The sequence below is a fragment of the Epilithonimonas lactis genome, from assembly GCF_900110605.1.
GTDB classification, from domain to species: domain Bacteria; phylum Bacteroidota; class Bacteroidia; order Flavobacteriales; family Weeksellaceae; genus Epilithonimonas; species Epilithonimonas lactis.
The window spans coordinates 65,864-81,727 of the sequence record NZ_FOFI01000001.1; the positions used below are offsets into that span (position 1 = coordinate 65,864).

At 36.0% G+C, this 15,864-nt stretch carries 14 protein-coding genes; 13 read left to right on the forward strand and 1 reads right to left on the reverse strand.

Annotated elements, in window-relative coordinates:
• The first annotated feature begins 176 nt into the window (after positions 1 to 176).
• The 7 genes from BMW39_RS00295 to BMW39_RS00325 all read left to right on the forward strand — a co-directional run bounded on the left by BMW39_RS00295 (position 177) and on the right by BMW39_RS00325 (position 9,113).
• The gene (locus tag BMW39_RS00295) at positions 177 to 3,659 is read left to right on the forward strand and encodes a DEAD/DEAH box helicase family protein (RefSeq protein WP_034976290.1); all 3,483 of its coding nucleotides are present in this window, start codon (positions 177 to 179) and stop codon (positions 3,657 to 3,659) included.
• 290 nt (positions 3,660 to 3,949) lie between these two features.
• Positions 3,950 to 5,029 carry a nucleotidyltransferase domain-containing protein gene (locus BMW39_RS00300; RefSeq protein WP_034976293.1) on the forward strand — a complete coding sequence of 360 codons (1,080 nt, stop codon included), beginning with the start codon at positions 3,950 to 3,952 and terminating at the stop codon, positions 5,027 to 5,029.
• Positions 5,029 to 5,967: a CBASS system CD-NTase-associated NAD(+) hydrolase Cap12 gene (gene cap12, locus BMW39_RS00305; protein WP_034976296.1), complete on the forward strand. Its 939-nt coding sequence runs from the start codon at positions 5,029 to 5,031 to the stop codon at positions 5,965 to 5,967. Before BMW39_RS00300 ends, cap12 begins: the two co-directional genes overlap by 1 nt.
• A 156-nt stretch (positions 5,968 to 6,123) precedes the next feature.
• A complete protein-coding gene (locus BMW39_RS00310) occupies positions 6,124 to 6,723 on the forward strand; it encodes a DUF6088 family protein (protein WP_034976299.1) in 600 nt (199 codons plus the stop codon).
• A 1-nt stretch (position 6,724) separates the two neighbouring features.
• Positions 6,725 to 7,723, forward strand: a complete 999-nt coding sequence (locus tag BMW39_RS00315) for a nucleotidyl transferase AbiEii/AbiGii toxin family protein (RefSeq protein WP_034976302.1) — start codon at positions 6,725 to 6,727, stop codon at positions 7,721 to 7,723.
• 276 nt (positions 7,724 to 7,999) lie between these two features.
• Entirely contained in the window at positions 8,000 to 8,515 is a 516-nt protein-coding gene (locus BMW39_RS00320; RefSeq protein WP_034976304.1) for a thioredoxin family protein, read from the forward strand.
• Positions 8,516 to 8,609: 94 nt separating this feature from the next.
• Positions 8,610 to 9,113, forward strand: coding sequence for an SgcJ/EcaC family oxidoreductase (locus BMW39_RS00325; protein WP_034976306.1), 504 nt, complete (start codon positions 8,610 to 8,612; stop codon positions 9,111 to 9,113).
• A 29-nt stretch (positions 9,114 to 9,142) separates the two neighbouring features.
• Here BMW39_RS00325 and BMW39_RS00330 read toward each other — a convergent pair whose 3' ends face one another.
• Positions 9,143 to 9,457, reverse strand: coding sequence for a hypothetical protein (locus BMW39_RS00330; protein ID WP_131474323.1), 315 nt, complete (start codon positions 9,455 to 9,457; stop codon positions 9,143 to 9,145).
• A gap of 123 nt (positions 9,458 to 9,580) precedes the next feature.
• Between BMW39_RS00330 and BMW39_RS00335 the strand changes: the two genes are divergently transcribed.
• From BMW39_RS00335 to BMW39_RS00360, 6 genes are all read left to right on the forward strand, one after another.
• Complete coding sequence (locus BMW39_RS00335) at positions 9,581 to 10,060, forward strand: cupin domain-containing protein (protein ID WP_221406041.1); 480 nt, start codon at positions 9,581 to 9,583, stop codon at positions 10,058 to 10,060.
• A 221-nt stretch (positions 10,061 to 10,281) separates the two neighbouring features.
• The gene (locus BMW39_RS00340; RefSeq protein WP_051879955.1) at positions 10,282 to 10,950 is read left to right on the forward strand and encodes a response regulator transcription factor; all 669 of its coding nucleotides are present in this window, start codon (positions 10,282 to 10,284) and stop codon (positions 10,948 to 10,950) included.
• A gap of 55 nt (positions 10,951 to 11,005) precedes the next feature.
• The gene (locus BMW39_RS00345) at positions 11,006 to 12,034 is read left to right on the forward strand and encodes a nucleoid-associated protein (RefSeq protein WP_034977733.1); all 1,029 of its coding nucleotides are present in this window, start codon (positions 11,006 to 11,008) and stop codon (positions 12,032 to 12,034) included.
• A 51-nt stretch (positions 12,035 to 12,085) separates the two neighbouring features.
• Positions 12,086 to 12,445, forward strand: coding sequence for a hypothetical protein (locus BMW39_RS00350; RefSeq protein ID WP_034976309.1), 360 nt, complete (start codon positions 12,086 to 12,088; stop codon positions 12,443 to 12,445).
• A gap of 431 nt (positions 12,446 to 12,876) precedes the next feature.
• Positions 12,877 to 15,261 carry a TonB-dependent receptor gene (locus BMW39_RS00355; protein ID WP_175459316.1) on the forward strand — a complete coding sequence of 795 codons (2,385 nt, stop codon included), beginning with the start codon at positions 12,877 to 12,879 and terminating at the stop codon, positions 15,259 to 15,261.
• 24 nt (positions 15,262 to 15,285) lie between these two features.
• Complete coding sequence (locus BMW39_RS00360) at positions 15,286 to 15,843, forward strand: hypothetical protein (RefSeq protein ID WP_034976310.1); 558 nt, start codon at positions 15,286 to 15,288, stop codon at positions 15,841 to 15,843.
• Positions 15,844 to 15,864 lie beyond the last annotated feature (21 nt).

The window sequence follows — 15,864 nt, forward strand, 5'->3', positions numbered from 1 at the left end:
AATTTTGATGAAATTTTAGAAGCTTTTTTCCTTCCTTTAGGGTTGGGGAAAAGAAAAAAGCTTCGAAAATTTGTTTTTTAATAATTTTTAAACAGGCTCTTAATGATTTAAGAGAAAAAAAATAGTTTTTTTGTAAATTGAATGTCAAATCATTCATCATTTTTCAATCATCAATTATGAATACCAATTTTCACCTCCTCGCCACAGAATGGGCAGAATTTTTCGACCGATGTACCAAAGCCGAAAAATTTGTCATTACCGATCCACGCACTTCTTTGATGATTAGCAGATCTGCGCTAGAACTGGCTGTGAATTGGATGTTTAGTAATGATGAAGAATTAGATTTACCTTTCGATACTTCGCTCAACTCTTTGATGAAGCAACGAAGTTTTCAGGATCAGTTTCAGCAAAAATTTTATACCGAAATCGATTTAATTCGCAAAGTAGGAAATCTCGCCATTCACAACAAAAAAGTTTCTGAATACGATTCTAGAACAATTATCGATCATCTTTTTTATTTTGCAAAATGGTTTACAAAATCCTACTCAGAACAGGATTTAGGAGATTTAGGATTTTTCGATTGGGATTTTGTTCCCACAGAAGGTGCCGAAGTTTTATCTAAAAAAGAACTAGAAAAACTTCAGGAAAAATTTGATGACGATCTCGAGCAATTTAAAAATAAACTCAAAGAATTTGCTGAGAAAAATGCAGCTTTAGCAGAAACCAATGCGCTCTACAAAAGACAAATAGAAGAGTTGCAGGCGCAGATAGAAGCCAACAAACAACTCGCCAACAGAGCCGAAGAAACCACCCACCCAAGAAACGAGTACGAAACCAGAAAATACTTCATCGATGTTTCGCTTCGTGAAGCAGGTTGGGATTTGGCAGGAAGCAAAGACAAAGAATTCAAAGTGCAATATATGCCTTCTTCTACCAACGTTTCCGAAACTGGCTACATCGATTATGTACTTTGGGACGATGATGGTTTGCCATTGGCAGTAGTAGAAGCCAAAAAAACCATGGAAAATGCGTCCAAAGGTGAGAATCAGGCGCAACTCTACGCAGAATCTCTGGAGAAAATGTTTGGGCGAAGACCTGTAATGTACTACACCAACGGTTTTGAAACCTATTTGTGGGACGATCAATTCTACAAAAAATCTAGATTGGTGCACGGTTTTTATACCAAAAAAGAACTACAGACTTTAATGTTCCGTAGAGTAAATCGCCAAGACATTAGAACGACAACAATAGACACTACTATCACCGACAGAGCGTATCAGTTGAGAGCCATTCGGTCGGTTGCAGAACATTTCGCTGGCAACGATAAAACCTCAGAAAAACTTATCGGCACCCATCGTGCTGCACTTTTGGTTTTGGCAACAGGTACAGGAAAAACCAGAATCAGTATTGCTATTTCAAAATTGTTGTTGGAAGCCAATTGGGCAAAAAGAATACTATTCCTTGCAGACCGTAGAAGTTTGGTAAGACAAGCGAAAAATAATTTCGTGAAGCTGATGCCAGAACACACCTGCGTGAATTTACTCGTAGAAAAAGACAATCCCGACGCCAGAATTGCGTTTTCTACTTACCCGACGATGATGGGATTGATCGATGGTTCCAAAGACAATGACAAACGTTTTTATGGCGTAGGTCATTTTGATTTAATCATTATCGACGAAGCTCACCGCTCGATTTATAAAAAATACGCAGCAATTTTCGATTATTTTGATGCAATGTTTTTAGGTTTAACAGCAACACCGATTGAAAATATCGACAGAAGTACTTACTCAATGTTTGGCTTGCCAGATAAATCGCCGACAGATGCTTATACCTTTGAAGAAGCGGTTTTCAACAAACATTTAGTTCCTTATCATTCCATAGAAGTTCCTACCAAATTTTTAAGAAGCGGTATTCATTACGACGAATTATCGGAAGAAGAAAAAGAAGAATTTGAAGAAGAAATCTTAGATGGCGAAGAAGCATCTGGCGAAGAAGTGATTGAGGCAAATGAACTTAATAATTGGCTTTTTAATAAAGATACCGCCATAAAAACGCTTAAATATCTCGTAGATAAAGGAATCAAAAAAAGAGACGGCAGCGAACTTGGAAAAACAATTATTTTTGCCCGAAACAGAAAGCATGCTCAATTTCTGAGAGATATGTTTCTGGAGCTAGATCCGGAATTGTATGGCAACGAATATGTAAAAGTAATTACCCATGGCGAGCCAAAAGCCGAAGAATTTATCGAAAGATTTTGCGACGAGGAGAAAGAAAGGCTTCCCCAGATTGTAATCTCGGTAGATATGATGGATACAGGAATTGATGCGCCGAGCTGCGTAAATTTGATGTTCTACAAACCTGTAAAATCGTATGCCAAATTCTGGCAGATGATTGGTCGTGGTTCCCGATTGAGGAAAAACCTTTTTGGTGATGGTTTAGACAAAGAACACTTCTTGATTTTTGATCTCTACGGAAACTTTGAATTCTTCAGAGAAAACCCAAAAGGCATGGAAGCGAGTTCACAAAAAAGCCTGAATGAGATTGTCTTTGGCTTAAAATTACAATTGGCTTTGTATCTGAAAGGCGAAACTTTCAGTGAGGATCCTGAACTTCAAGATTATAGCGTGAGTTTGCTCAACGAATTGCATCAATCGATTGCAGAACTCAACAAAAATCGCTTCGATGTAAAAATGAAACTGGAAACAGTGATGGATTACAACAGCCGTGAAACCTGGAATCATCTCGACAAAGGAGAAGTGAAAAAGATTAATGATGTATTGGCGCCATTGGTAAGACCCGCTCAATCTGATACTGATCTCGCTCGTTTTTATGATAAAATGATTTATGCTTTGATGCTGAAACGCATTGAAACTCCCAATACAGAAGAGTTTATGGCAAGATTGAGCGTTCCGATTGCTAAAGTGGCAACGATCTCAAAAAAACTGCTCAAAAAAACAAGCATCCCTGAAATTAAAAACAATGAGGATTTGGTAAAACTCCCATTACAAGAAGATTTCTGGAAAAACGACGGCTTGAAACATCTCGAAAAAATACGTCAAGGCATTAGAGAATTGGTGAAATACATTGATCCGCTAGATCAGAAATATGTAACGACCAATTTTGAGGATGAAATTTTAGAAAACGAAATTTTAATTACTGGTGTTAATGAAGAACGTTCCTTCTATGGAAATATTTTCGCCAACAATCTTCACCGTTTAGAAGAGTTGGTAAGGGAGAATAAAAACAATATCACAATCAAAAGAATCCAGAATGGTGATGTGATTACCGAAGACGAATTACAGTCGCTGGAAAAAATTCTATTCTCGGATAAAGTAAAAAAAGAGCAGGTTGAAAATGAATTGGGAAGTCAGCTAAATCTCGTGAATTTCATAGTCAATCTAATCGGTTTGTCTGAAGAGAAAGTAAACACAGCATTCTCAGAGTTCATGAATCAATATCAGCTTTCGGCGGTTCAGATTCAGTTTCTTGATACACTAAAATTATTCCTTACCAAAAACGGAAAAATAGATCCGCTAAAACTTTATGATTCTCCATTTAAAAACTTCCATAACCAAGGAATTGATGGGATTTTTAATAATGAACAAGCAGATAATATTTTTAGTATTATTGAACATTTCAATCATAGCCAAGCGAATTAAAATAGATTAAAGGCTTCGAATTTTCATGATTAAATTTAATACATAACAGTCCTGCTTAAGTTAACTTAAGTAGGACTATTATTTTCAGCCGGAAAATAATTAATAAATATATTTCCTTTTAATTATAATCTCTTTATTCAAAAAATATTCTAATTAGAAATAAGTAGAAAAAAAATAAGGCCAAATTTTTTTCTGTGCAGTTCTGCTGCATACGTAGTGTGTAGATTTGCTTCATGGTTCACAAAGGGAACTAAGAATTATCAAGTAAATATTAATTTAAAAATTAAATTATGAATAACAACTATTCGGAAAGATTAATTAATCTTAAAAACAGGTATAATCCTGACGGCATTTTCTTATCTAAAGCATTTTCTGATTTAGATATTTCCAAATTGTCTTATAATAGCTCATCAGATGATTATGTTAGATTTGCTATGGCTGCGGTTGACGATAAATTTACAGACGATATTAAGAAAGCTGGAAATAATGTTAAAATGCATTTGCAGAGAACATTGTCTAATGTAGATTACGAGTATCAAGGCTCAGTAATGACTGACACTCATATCAAAGCAAATAGTGATATTGATTTATTAGTGATTTCAAACCGATTCTATAATATTCCAAGTAATTTTGAATTACAATCTTTGATAAATGATTATTCATTAAACACATCTCAGAGAACATTGGTACAAGATATTATAAATTCGCCCCGTTTTACTGAAGATTCAGATGCAGTTCTACTACAAAATAGGAAGGTTTCAGAGGAAACATTACAAAGGCAATATATTTCCTGCGATACTAAAAAATCTAAATGTGTAACAATTTATAATTCGGATTTAAGGAAGTATGTTGACACTGTTATTGCCTGTTATGATGATGATGTTTTTTCTTTGAAAAATCTAAGAGAAAAGAAATATAGAGGAATAAAAATTTACGAGAAGAACGTCGGAACAGGAAAAACTGATCATCCATTTTTCACTATCGACTCAATAAATACGAAAAGCGCTTTGGCACATGGACGATTAAAAAAAATGATTCGTTTTTTAAAAAATTTCATGTTTGATTCATCTTATAATTATCAAGAATTGAAATCGTTTGGTGTAAATATTATTTGTTACAATATCGAAGTGTCGAGATATAATACATTGCATTATGTTGAATTACTTTTAATTATGCAACAGCAACTTAAAAAGATAATTACGGACTCTATTTATATGTCTTCTCTAACAAGTATCGATGGATCAGAAAAATTATTTTATGATTCTAACGGGAATTTTTACGACAAAAAGTTTAATGAAGTTAAACAACTTGAAAATGAGTTAAGTGTCTTAATTAATGATATTTATTATAATTTTAAAAAAGCAATATAATGAGAACAAGAATATTTATTGGTTCATCAAAGGAAGGTTTGAAAGAAGCAAACTACGTAAAATCTAGATTGGAAAAAGCAAATTTTGAAGTTTTTATTTGGAATGATGATATTTTTAAACCAAATAAAAATACATTAGAAACTCTTTTAAATGTTGCAAGTTTATTTGACTTTGGTATTATGATAGCTACTAAAGATGATTTTACGGCATCTCGTGATGATATATTTGAGACAGTTCGTGATAATGTGGTATTTGAGTTTGGGCTTTTCTTAGGCAGATTGGGAGAAAACAGAGCATTTGCATTACAAGAAAATGGAGCTAAGCTTCCGTCTGATCTATTAGGCATCACAATTCCAAAATTTGAAAAAACAGACGATTATTTTTCAAATTATAATTTAAATACAGAAATTGATAATATTATCAAAATTATTAATGAAAAGATTTCATTGGGGGAGCTTGGGTTGTTGCCATCAACAGTTCTCGCGATAGGTTACTATGAAAATTTTGTTTCCACAGTTTGTGATGCACTTCATAGCTTGCCTACTATAAAATTAAATGGAATAGAATACAAAGATTTTGTATTTAATATAATTATACCTAACGATTTGGATGCTGATATTAAAAGGAGGGCACAAATCTATTTTAAAAAAATGGATATTCACGAGGTGAAAATTGATACTAATGGTAGATCATTCCCTCTTTATTTACAAATAGATGAAGAAAATAGTGGAGATGTGGCAGTACTATATGACATGCCTACCACGCTAGGCGGAATTGACAAAGCTATTGAGATGTACATGAAAAAAGGTCACATTGGAAAAACTTCTCAGCAACAACTTCTTGAGGAACGAGAATTGAGAAATTTTAAAACAACGCTTATCAATTTAATCAATAATAATTCATTTACTAAAACATTTGTGAAGGTAATTGAGGAATAATATTTTTGAATCAATTTGTTTCTAAAAAGCTTGAAAATGTGGAACTTTTAATCAATTGATTTGTATATAAAGCGTAGACAGTTTACATAATCAAATATAATTAAGGTTTGTCACAAATATTCACTAAATTTGTGACAAATAACATTCAATATTTCCGTGCAAAACACTCATAATCAGATAGAAATTAAGATTAAAAAATCTTCTAAAGGAAAAATATTTTTCGCTGAAGATTTTTTTAAATTTGGAACTGCAGAGAATATTCGGCAGGTTCTTCGACGTTTGGAGAAACAGGGAATCTTAGTTCGCTTGGCTCACGGAATTTATTTGTTTCCAAAAAATGATGATATTTTGGGAATTGTTTATCCGAGTATCGAGGAAATTGCCAAAGAAATTGCCAATAGAGATAAAGCCAGAATTGTACCCACAGGAGCAATGGCAATGTATCTTTTAGGGCTTTCTACACAAATTCCTCTTCACGTTGTGTATCTTACAGATGGAGCACAAAGAGAAATGAATATAGGAAAAAGTAAAATTAAATTTAAAAAAACGGCGCCAAGGAATTTAGCAGTAAAAGATGATTTACTTCAACTTATCATTCAAGCCTATAAAATTACGGGCGAAAAAAATATCTCAGAAGATTTTGAGACAAAACTCACTCATTATATCAAAAAAATCGAAAATAAAGTTATAGTTTCTCAATTAAAATTTGCACCGGTTTGGATTCAGAAAAGAATTAAAAATAGATACCAATCATAAAATGTGGCATATACAACTTTCTATAGAACAACGTATTGAAACCCTAAACCAATTAGCATTATCTACTGGTTATGCTCCATTTGCAATTGAAAAAGATTGGTGGGTTTGTATGGTTTTGAGAGCTGTTTTTCAGTCAAAATACAAAGACCAGATTATTTTTAAAGGCGGAACATCCTTGAGCAAAGCTTATCAAATCATTGAACGTTTTTCAGAAGATGTCGATTTAATTATTGACAAAAGTCTTTTGGGATTTTCAGATGATCCCGAAACCAAAACGCAAATGAAGAAACTTCGGAAGACCGCAGGAAAATTTGTGATCTCCGAATTTAGAGAAGAATTAGTTCATCAATTGACCAAATTAGGAATTTCCGAAAATGAGTACGAAATTAAATATTCCGAAATTGTAGACGATCTTAGCGATCCCAATTATTTAGAGTTGGTCTATAAAAGTGTGATTCCGCAGGAAAGTTATGTGCAACAAAAAGTGTTGATTGAAATGGGAGCAAGAGCAATGACGGAACCTTCGGAGAAAAAAGAAGTTCAATCTTTTGTTGAAAATCATTACAAAGATGTATCTTTCTCTTTACCGCCGTTTGAAGTCTTGGTTACTGTGCCTACAAAAACTTTTCTTGAAAAAATTCTTTTACTACACGAAGAATTTTCAAAACCTAAAGACAGAATCAGAAGCGAAAGAATGAGTCGTCATTTGTTTGATTTATACCAACTTTATCAAACCGAATATGGCAAAAATGCTTTGAATGATGATGAGCTTTTTGATAGGATTGTTATTTTTAGAGAAAAGATGAATCACTCCAAATGGATTAATTATGAAAATCACAAAAAAGGATTGATTAATATTATTCCACCTGATGAAGTAATTAGAGATTGGGAAAATGATTATAAGATTATGCAAAGCAATATGATTGTTGGCGAAAGTCCAAATTTTCCGGTTTTAATTGAAACAATGAAGGACATCTTGAAAAAATTGAATCACCAATAGGATGCTACAATGGATAATGTTCAATAAATAAGCACGTTCATCGTTACTGAAATCCATTTTTGATTCAACAAGCGAAGATGTTCAGTGTCTTTTTATCAGTCTCTTATTTGTACCATAAAGACATAACTAATTCATTATCAGTATTAGTTATTTTTGAAGAAGTAAAATAAGACTTTAAAGTCAATCAATATTAGTAAAATCCCCGAGTGAAAGCTTGGGGATTTTTTTGTGAAAGGAATAATCCCTAATTTAGTTTGATAATTAAACAAATCATCAATGAAATTTTCAAAAATATTTTTAGTCGCAGCATTATTGTTAGTGCAATTTGGATTCGCTCAGGAGAAGGCAGGAACTGTTTTGGACAAAGCGTTGACTCAGGCAAAAGCAGAGAACAAAAATGTGCTTTTAATATTTCACGCGTCGTGGTGTGGCTGGTGCAAACTGATGGAGAAAAATATGGAATTGCCAACTACAAAACCGCTTTTCGATAAAAATTATGTGACTGCTTATCTCGATGTCCAGGAACGTGGCGAAAAGAAAAGTCTGGAAAATCCCGGCGGCCAAGAATTGATGAACAAATACAAAGGTGAAACAGCAGGTCTTCCTTTTTGGTTGATGCTAAGTCCGAAAGGCGAAGTCCTAGCCGATTCCTTCGATGCAAAAGGCGAAAATATCGGTTCACCTGCAAGTCCGGAAGAAGTAGCTTCATTTCTAGTGAAATTAGAGAAAACTTCCAAATTAAATAAGACAGAACTCCAAACCATTCAACAGGTTTTTGTCAAGAAAAATTAATGAAACTTCCGAGTGCTGACTTGGGAATTTTTATTTAACAACGTCCTAATAAATTGATTAGCTTTGTTTTAATAATCAATTAAACAAAGTTAAAATGAAAAATTTCAAAGTAATATTCAGTTTTATATTGTTAATGACAAGCGTTCTCGGTTTTTCTCAAACCGATGAAAAATCAATTCAAGCGCAAGTGACCCAAATGGTTTCCGACTGGAACACGCACGAGTTCAAAAATATGGATTCCTATATGACAGACGATGTGGAGTGGGTGAATATCGTAGGAATGTGGTGGAAAGGCAGAGCGGAAGTGAAGGCCGCACATCAGGGAAATTTTGGCGCATTTTTCAAGGGTGTTCCGTTCAAGCAGAAAAGTTTGAAAACCAGATTTCTGACAAAAGATGTGGCTGTTGCAACTTTAGTTTCCAGCGTGGGCGAATTTTTCCCACCAGACGGCATCGACCACGGAAACAACAAGATGCCTGCGAGCGACGATATTTTAACGTTGGTTTTTGTCAAACAGAACGGGAAATGGCTCATCGCTTCCGGACAAAATACAGTGGTTGATGCGAGAGCCGCGAATAATAATTCAGCTAAAAAATAAAATAAATCCCGAACTTAGGTTTGGGATTTTTAATTAGAATCGGTTTTTGGTAAGCATTTTTCCACCATTTTATAGATGATTTTCAGTCGCTCTACAACTTCTTCCATATTTTTCGTGAGTCTTTTCACTTCTTGTGGGTCTTTTGATTTCAAAACTTCATCGCCACTTTTGGAGACACATTTTTGAGTTTCCGATTTTGAGATTTGTCCGTAAGTTGAAACTTTCATCTGGATGCATTCGCAGGATTTTTTGGCAACTTCTTCTTCGATGGTTTGAGCATTTACAAGCGTCGATGTCATTAATAAAAAAAAGAAGGCACAATATTTTGAGAGATGGAAAATCATAGTTTCAAAGCTTTTCATAGCGAAGATAATTATTTCTTTCGAAGCAATTCCGCAATTTTAACTTTAAATCAAAATCCTTAAATTGCAGTGACACCAAATCAAATCAATCAAATCAATTAAAAAATGAAGAAAGCAAACGCAGTAATTTTAGGATTAATAGGAGTTTTAATATGTTCTTGTCAGGAAAGCAAAGTCGAAAGTTCTGAGATTGCAAATTCTGAGAGGTCAGAAATGATTTTCGAAAAAGGCGACAAAGTTCCGAATGACAAATTTGTAGGCAATGTCTATCAAGCGATTTTAAGTGATGAAGGAACTCGCGTCAGCAATGTCACTTTCGAGCCGAAAGGTCGCACGAATTGGCACAATCACCCTGGCGGGCAAACGCTTTTGGTGACCGATGGCGTGGGCTATCATCAGGAAGAAGGGAAACCTGTCCAAGTCATTAAAAAAGGCGATGTCATCAAAATCGGAAAGAACGTAAAACACTGGCACGGCGGAAGTGCAGACCAAGCGATGACGCACATCGCCGTAAGCATAGACCACGAGAAAAATCCGTCGCAATGGTTTGAACCTGTGAGTGAGGAAGAGTATGCAATCAAATAACGACAAGAAAATCCCCGAACAGAGAGCTCGGGGATTTTTGTAGTGAGTTTTCAATGGTTTTTTTTAATTATCTTTTGACTAAATGTGTTTTTTTAAGTGGTCAATTACTTAAATCGAAGATAGAAGCATTTATCTTGAAAATCAATACCTCTTTTGGGGTATTTTTTTTGTGAAAATCAGAATATTATTATTAATTTAATGGCTGAAACTACTTATGACCAATGAAAAATCACCAACTCAAATTTGCTGATCTTGTACAATCGATCGATGCTGTTTTCAATCAGATAGAAATGTGCCATATTTTGGAAATGGATAACTTCATCAATCCTACTTCTACCAGCTTCTTCAATGAATTTGATTGGTACATCACGCTTCACGATCTGCAGAAATTAAAACCGATCTTCATCAATGATAAAATGAAAAATTACTATGGTTTCGAGAAGAACACATTTCAGGATATCGATTATTTTTACTATTTCACCACCATACATCCTTCTTCTTATCACACACTTCTGGATTCTGTGGTCCATTTCAAAAAAGGTGGAGAAGGTTACCTGATGCTGGAGTACAAACTGAAAAATAATGCCGGCAAGTTTGAGCAATTCCTGGGTGTCACCAAAAGTATTTTTATTGATGAGAAGCCAGCTTTTGCATTGTCGTTGCTCAAAAAAAAGGAAGATACAAAACGAGAGAACACCCAAAACAACCTTACAAAGAGAGAGCTGGAAATTATTCTGTTGATCTGCAAAGGCAAAAAGCAAAACGAGATCGCCAACCAGCTGTTCATTTCTCTGGAAACGACCAAGGTCCATATCAGGAATATCTACAGAAAATTGGAAATCAACAGCAGTCAGGAATTAATGATTTTGTACAAAGATTATTTGGAATAAAATAGAGTGCAGAATTATTACAATGAATATCTTTGCAAACTCAAAAGATAAAAAAATGTTTTCAAAAATCACAGTTCACAGAGTCGGGAATAAAATCAATGGAGAATCTTTAACGCTTTCTCAGCAGGAGCTTCAGCTGGATGAGGATATGACAGAATTGCTGGGGAATTACTTCATCAATGCTTTCAAATCTGAGGAGCAATTTCAGTTCTACAGCGATTCTTATTTGGTCAACAATCCGGTTTACAGTTCTGTTTCCGAGATTTTTGAAGACAAAGCCAAGTTCCAGTGGGAATCTGAAAACATTGCCAAACATCTTTACGAAGCAGCAGAAAATCCGAGAGTTCAGGCAGGCGAACTGTTCGTTGTTTATTTTGAAGGCGAAGTTTTTGAGTCCGCAGATGGGAAAAGTGAAAAAACGGATTCTATCGGGATTTTCAAAACCGAGAAAAGAGAAGGTTTCCTGAAAATCAATCCTCAGGACGAATCTTTTGAAATCGAAAGAGATTTCGGAATTAGCCTGTCAAAAATCGATAAAGCGGCTTTGATTTATAACAGCGAAAAAGAAAGTGGCTACGTTCTGTCCGTCATAGACAACAACAAAAACGGTGACATCTACTATTGGTTCGAGGATTTCTTGAAAGTGAAACAACGCGACAACGAGTATTTCCACACGCAGGAAACTTTGTCCGTTTACAAAGATTTCATCACGCAGAAATTGCCTGAGGAATTTGAGGTTTCAAAAGCAGACCAGGCGGATTTTCTTAACAAATCCATTAATTTCTTCAAAGAAAAAGAAGAGTTCAAATACGATGATTTTGTGAAGGAAGTGTTGCAGGACGACACAGTGATAGAAAGTTTTTCCAACTTCAAATCCGATTATGAGAACGATATGCAAATCTCGATTTCAGAAGATTTTCCGATTAACAATCAAGCGGTTAAGAAGCAGCAAAGACATTTCAAATCCATCATCAAGCTCGATAAAAATTTCCACATCTACATCCACGGCGACCGAGACAAACTGGAAACCGGACAAGACGACAAAGGGAAATATTACAGATTGTATTTCGAAGAAGAAAAATAATTTTGATTTAACATAATAATTAAAATACCAAAAAGTTCTACCTTTGTGGCTATGTTGAACAGGAGAAGTAAAACTTTCAAAAATTTCATTTCGGTATTTTTCGCCGGGCTGTATCTTTTTGTGGCTTTGTTTTCTTCCCAATTGCATAGCCACGAAGGCGAATCTTTCTTCAGAGATTCTGGTTTCAAAAAGACAGAGAAAACTTTTTCATCCGACATTTCAAAAGGTCAATCCGGCGATTGTCTGGCTTGTCATTTCTTGGCAACGGGCAATTCTTTGGTTCCGGAGCAGTTTTCTTTCCATTTTGAGAACCACACACACGAGACACAACAAACTTTCTCTGTACAGGAAAAAATATGGTCAGCGACCAAATTCACTTTTCAACTTCGCGGTCCACCCGCCATTTCATAAATTTCATTTTTCTCAATATTCATCAGGATTTTTGAGAGATTTTTCTTGAATTAATTAAACAAGTTTTTCGGCAAGAGACAGTGTCTCGAACAATTGATAGAATTCGAACGTATTTGAAAACCAAAAGATTGTAAAGAGGCGGAGCCTCGGCGAATCGGTTATTCTTGAAATACTGATAGAATATAATCAACCAAGACATTGACGTGCTAAGCTCCGATATGTAATGTTTTTTTATGGCAACTATTCCGTCTTCCGCTCCCAAACCTAACGAAGTGGTTCGACGAAGTCAATCTTTTTGCCTAGGCTTTTCCCAATGCAAAAAGGATTTCCGCTCAAGCCGGGTTGCGAGCAATTCGCTGTTCCAAAGACAGTCCCTGATTAATTCAAAATTTTCAATAGGTACACCGTACTTTTTACTTTATCAATTTAAAATGAAAAACATTATAAATCTGATGCTGGTCTTTTTCGGGCTGGCATTGGTATCTGCGCAGAACCATTCTGTGGAAGGAACGGTTCAGGATTTTCACGATAAGACAATGCTGGAAAATGCCGTTGTCAAAATCGGAGCATTCACGGCGAAAACAGATAAAAAAGGGAAGTTTTCTTTCCGAGACATTCCCGCAGGTTCATATCAGGTCGTTGCGAAGCATCCTCTCTGCGATGATTATACTGAAAATGTAAAAGTCGACAGAGATGTGCATTTGGCAATCACATTGGAACATCATATCGGAGAAATAGAAACCGTAAATCTTCACGGAAATCACAAGACAAAAGGTTCTGTGATCATGAAAACGCTAGACAAAACCGAAATCGAAAGAAACTCCACAGAAAACCTTGGAAATCTTTTATCGAAAATTTCTGGCGTTACCGCTTTGAAGACTGGTAATAACATTTCAAAGCCTGTCATTCGTGGTCTGTACGGAAGCCGAATTTCCATCTTGAACAACGGTGTGAAAATGGCCGAGCAGGAATGGGGCGTAGAGCACGCGCCAAATGTGGATGTCAACGATTTCGAACACGTTGACGTGGTGAAAGGCGCTTCCGCTTTGAAATATGGGAACGAAGGTGTCGGCGGTGTCGTCGTCCTAGAACCGGCCATTTTACCAAAGAAAGATACAGTGATGGGAAGTGTACGGCTTTCTGGCATTTCCAACGGTAGAGGAGGCGAGCTTGGTGCAAACGTCGCGAAAGTTTGGGAAAACCAATGGTTTGTAAAAGCTGGCGGGAGTTACAGAAAAACGGGCGACCAATATGTTCCGCATCACACGTTGCAGAACACAGGAATGGACTTCAATTCCTTCAATTTCTCGTTTGGGAAACACAGTTTCTTGCAAGGTTTTGATGTTTCGTACAGTGGCACAAATCAGGAATTCGGGATCTACAAAGGTTCGCATTTGTCGAGTCTTCAGGATTTTTACAAAGCGATCAATTTTGGACAGCCTTACTATTTGGACCAGTTCAGTTATGATATCGATCAGCCAAAACAGGAAGTGAGCCATCACATCGCGAAGTTGTCTGCTTATAGACGATTTGAAGATTTTGGGAAATTGACTTTTCAATACAGTTTCCAGATCAACCGAAGAAAGGAATATGACATCAGAAAAGGTGACCTGGCCAATATTCAATCACTGGATTTGAGACTTATTACTCATTCGGCGAGTTTGGTTCATTTGCTGGAGCGCTCCAACTGGAGTTTGGAAAGTGGAATCTCTGCCGCATTTCAGGACAATTATCCGAATCCGGCAACTCAGGCAAGGCGCTTGATACCAGATTATTATAGGTATGATGCTGGTGCGTTTTCCGTTTTCAAATATCGATTTAATTCGAAGTTGAATGCGGAAGCAGCTGTGAGATACGATTTCAGTCGATATGATGCCTACAAATATTATGATTCTGATAAGTGGGAAAGTAATTTTGCCGCAATATTTCCACAATTCTTTGTGCAGGAATCTGGCAGCAGGACTTTGACGAGACCAATTTTGGATTATCATAACCTGTCTGCAAATATCGGAATAGATTACAAACCTACAGAGAACTACGATTTCCGGATCAACCTGTCTAGGACAGAAAGAACGCCAAATGCGGCGGAGCTTTTCTCTGACGGACTGCATCATTCTGCTGCGATCATTGAAGAGGGCGATCTTACCATCAAAAAAGAAACGATCTATAATTTGAATGTTTCTTTGGCTGGAAAATTCGATGTTCTAAAAGGTTTGCATATCGAGGTCAGTCCTTATTTGATGTATTCTGATAGTTTCATAAATCAAGTTCCGACCGGCGTGAAATATACAAACAGGGGAACTTTCCCGGTATGGACCTATCAACAGATCAAAGCGAGGATCATGGGTGTGGATGCGGATGCCGAACTTTCAATTTTGGACAATCTGAAATGGAGGTCTAACTTCAGCATTTTGAAAGGTGACGACCTTTCTACCAACGAACCTTTGATCCTCATGATGCCAACAAAACTGAGAAACACACTGGAACTTAATTTAAACAAACCAAAAAATTTCTACATCACACTGGAAAACGAAAATGCTTTCAAACAAAATCGTTTTCCAATCAGAAATCCGCCAATCACATTCATTAATGATGATGGTGAGTTGATCAGTGATGTGGTCGATTTCAGTTCCACACCTGCAGCTTACAGTGTTTTCAATGCTTCTGTAGGAGCAGACCTGTTCAAAAACCTGAATCTTAATTTCAGGGTCAACAACCTTTTTAACACAGAGTACCGAGAATATCTGAACAGACTCCGATATTTTATGAACGAACCCGGAAGGAACTTCGTCGTGACTCTGAAATACAATTTTTAATAACAACTTAAATTTTAAATCAAAATGAAAAAATTCATCAATATTACATTAGTCCTTTTAGTTTCAATTTTCATCTTTTCTTGTAGAAATGACGACGATGCCATTCCAGAAGATATCCACGAGCACGAGGAGATTGGTAAAGTTATCTTGACGCTTACCAATAAAGCAGATGCCAGCGATGTGCAGACTGTCAATGTGATTGGTGGTGTTCCAGATGGTCATTTCCATTTTCATCAGGGTGATACTTATGTTGCAACTTTGGACTTCCAGGTGGCACATGAGGACCATTACCATTCTTCTGAAGAGATTGTGGAAGAGAAAGACCACCACTTCATTACTTACGCCATTGCAGGTGCGGATATCAATGTGATCAGAGCTGCAGATGATGTTGTAAGAACAGACGGACAAAAGCTAGGACTTAAGACAGAATGGAAGATCAACAGTGTTTCCGATGCTGCGGTAAACATCAAATTGGTGCACGGACCAACTTCTGTAAATCAAAACTATCCTTCTGCAACCAATCAATTAGGACAAACTACTGGTGGTGAAAGTGATGTTGACATTACAGTGACTGGTCATTAATCTGATTTTTTGATCGATATA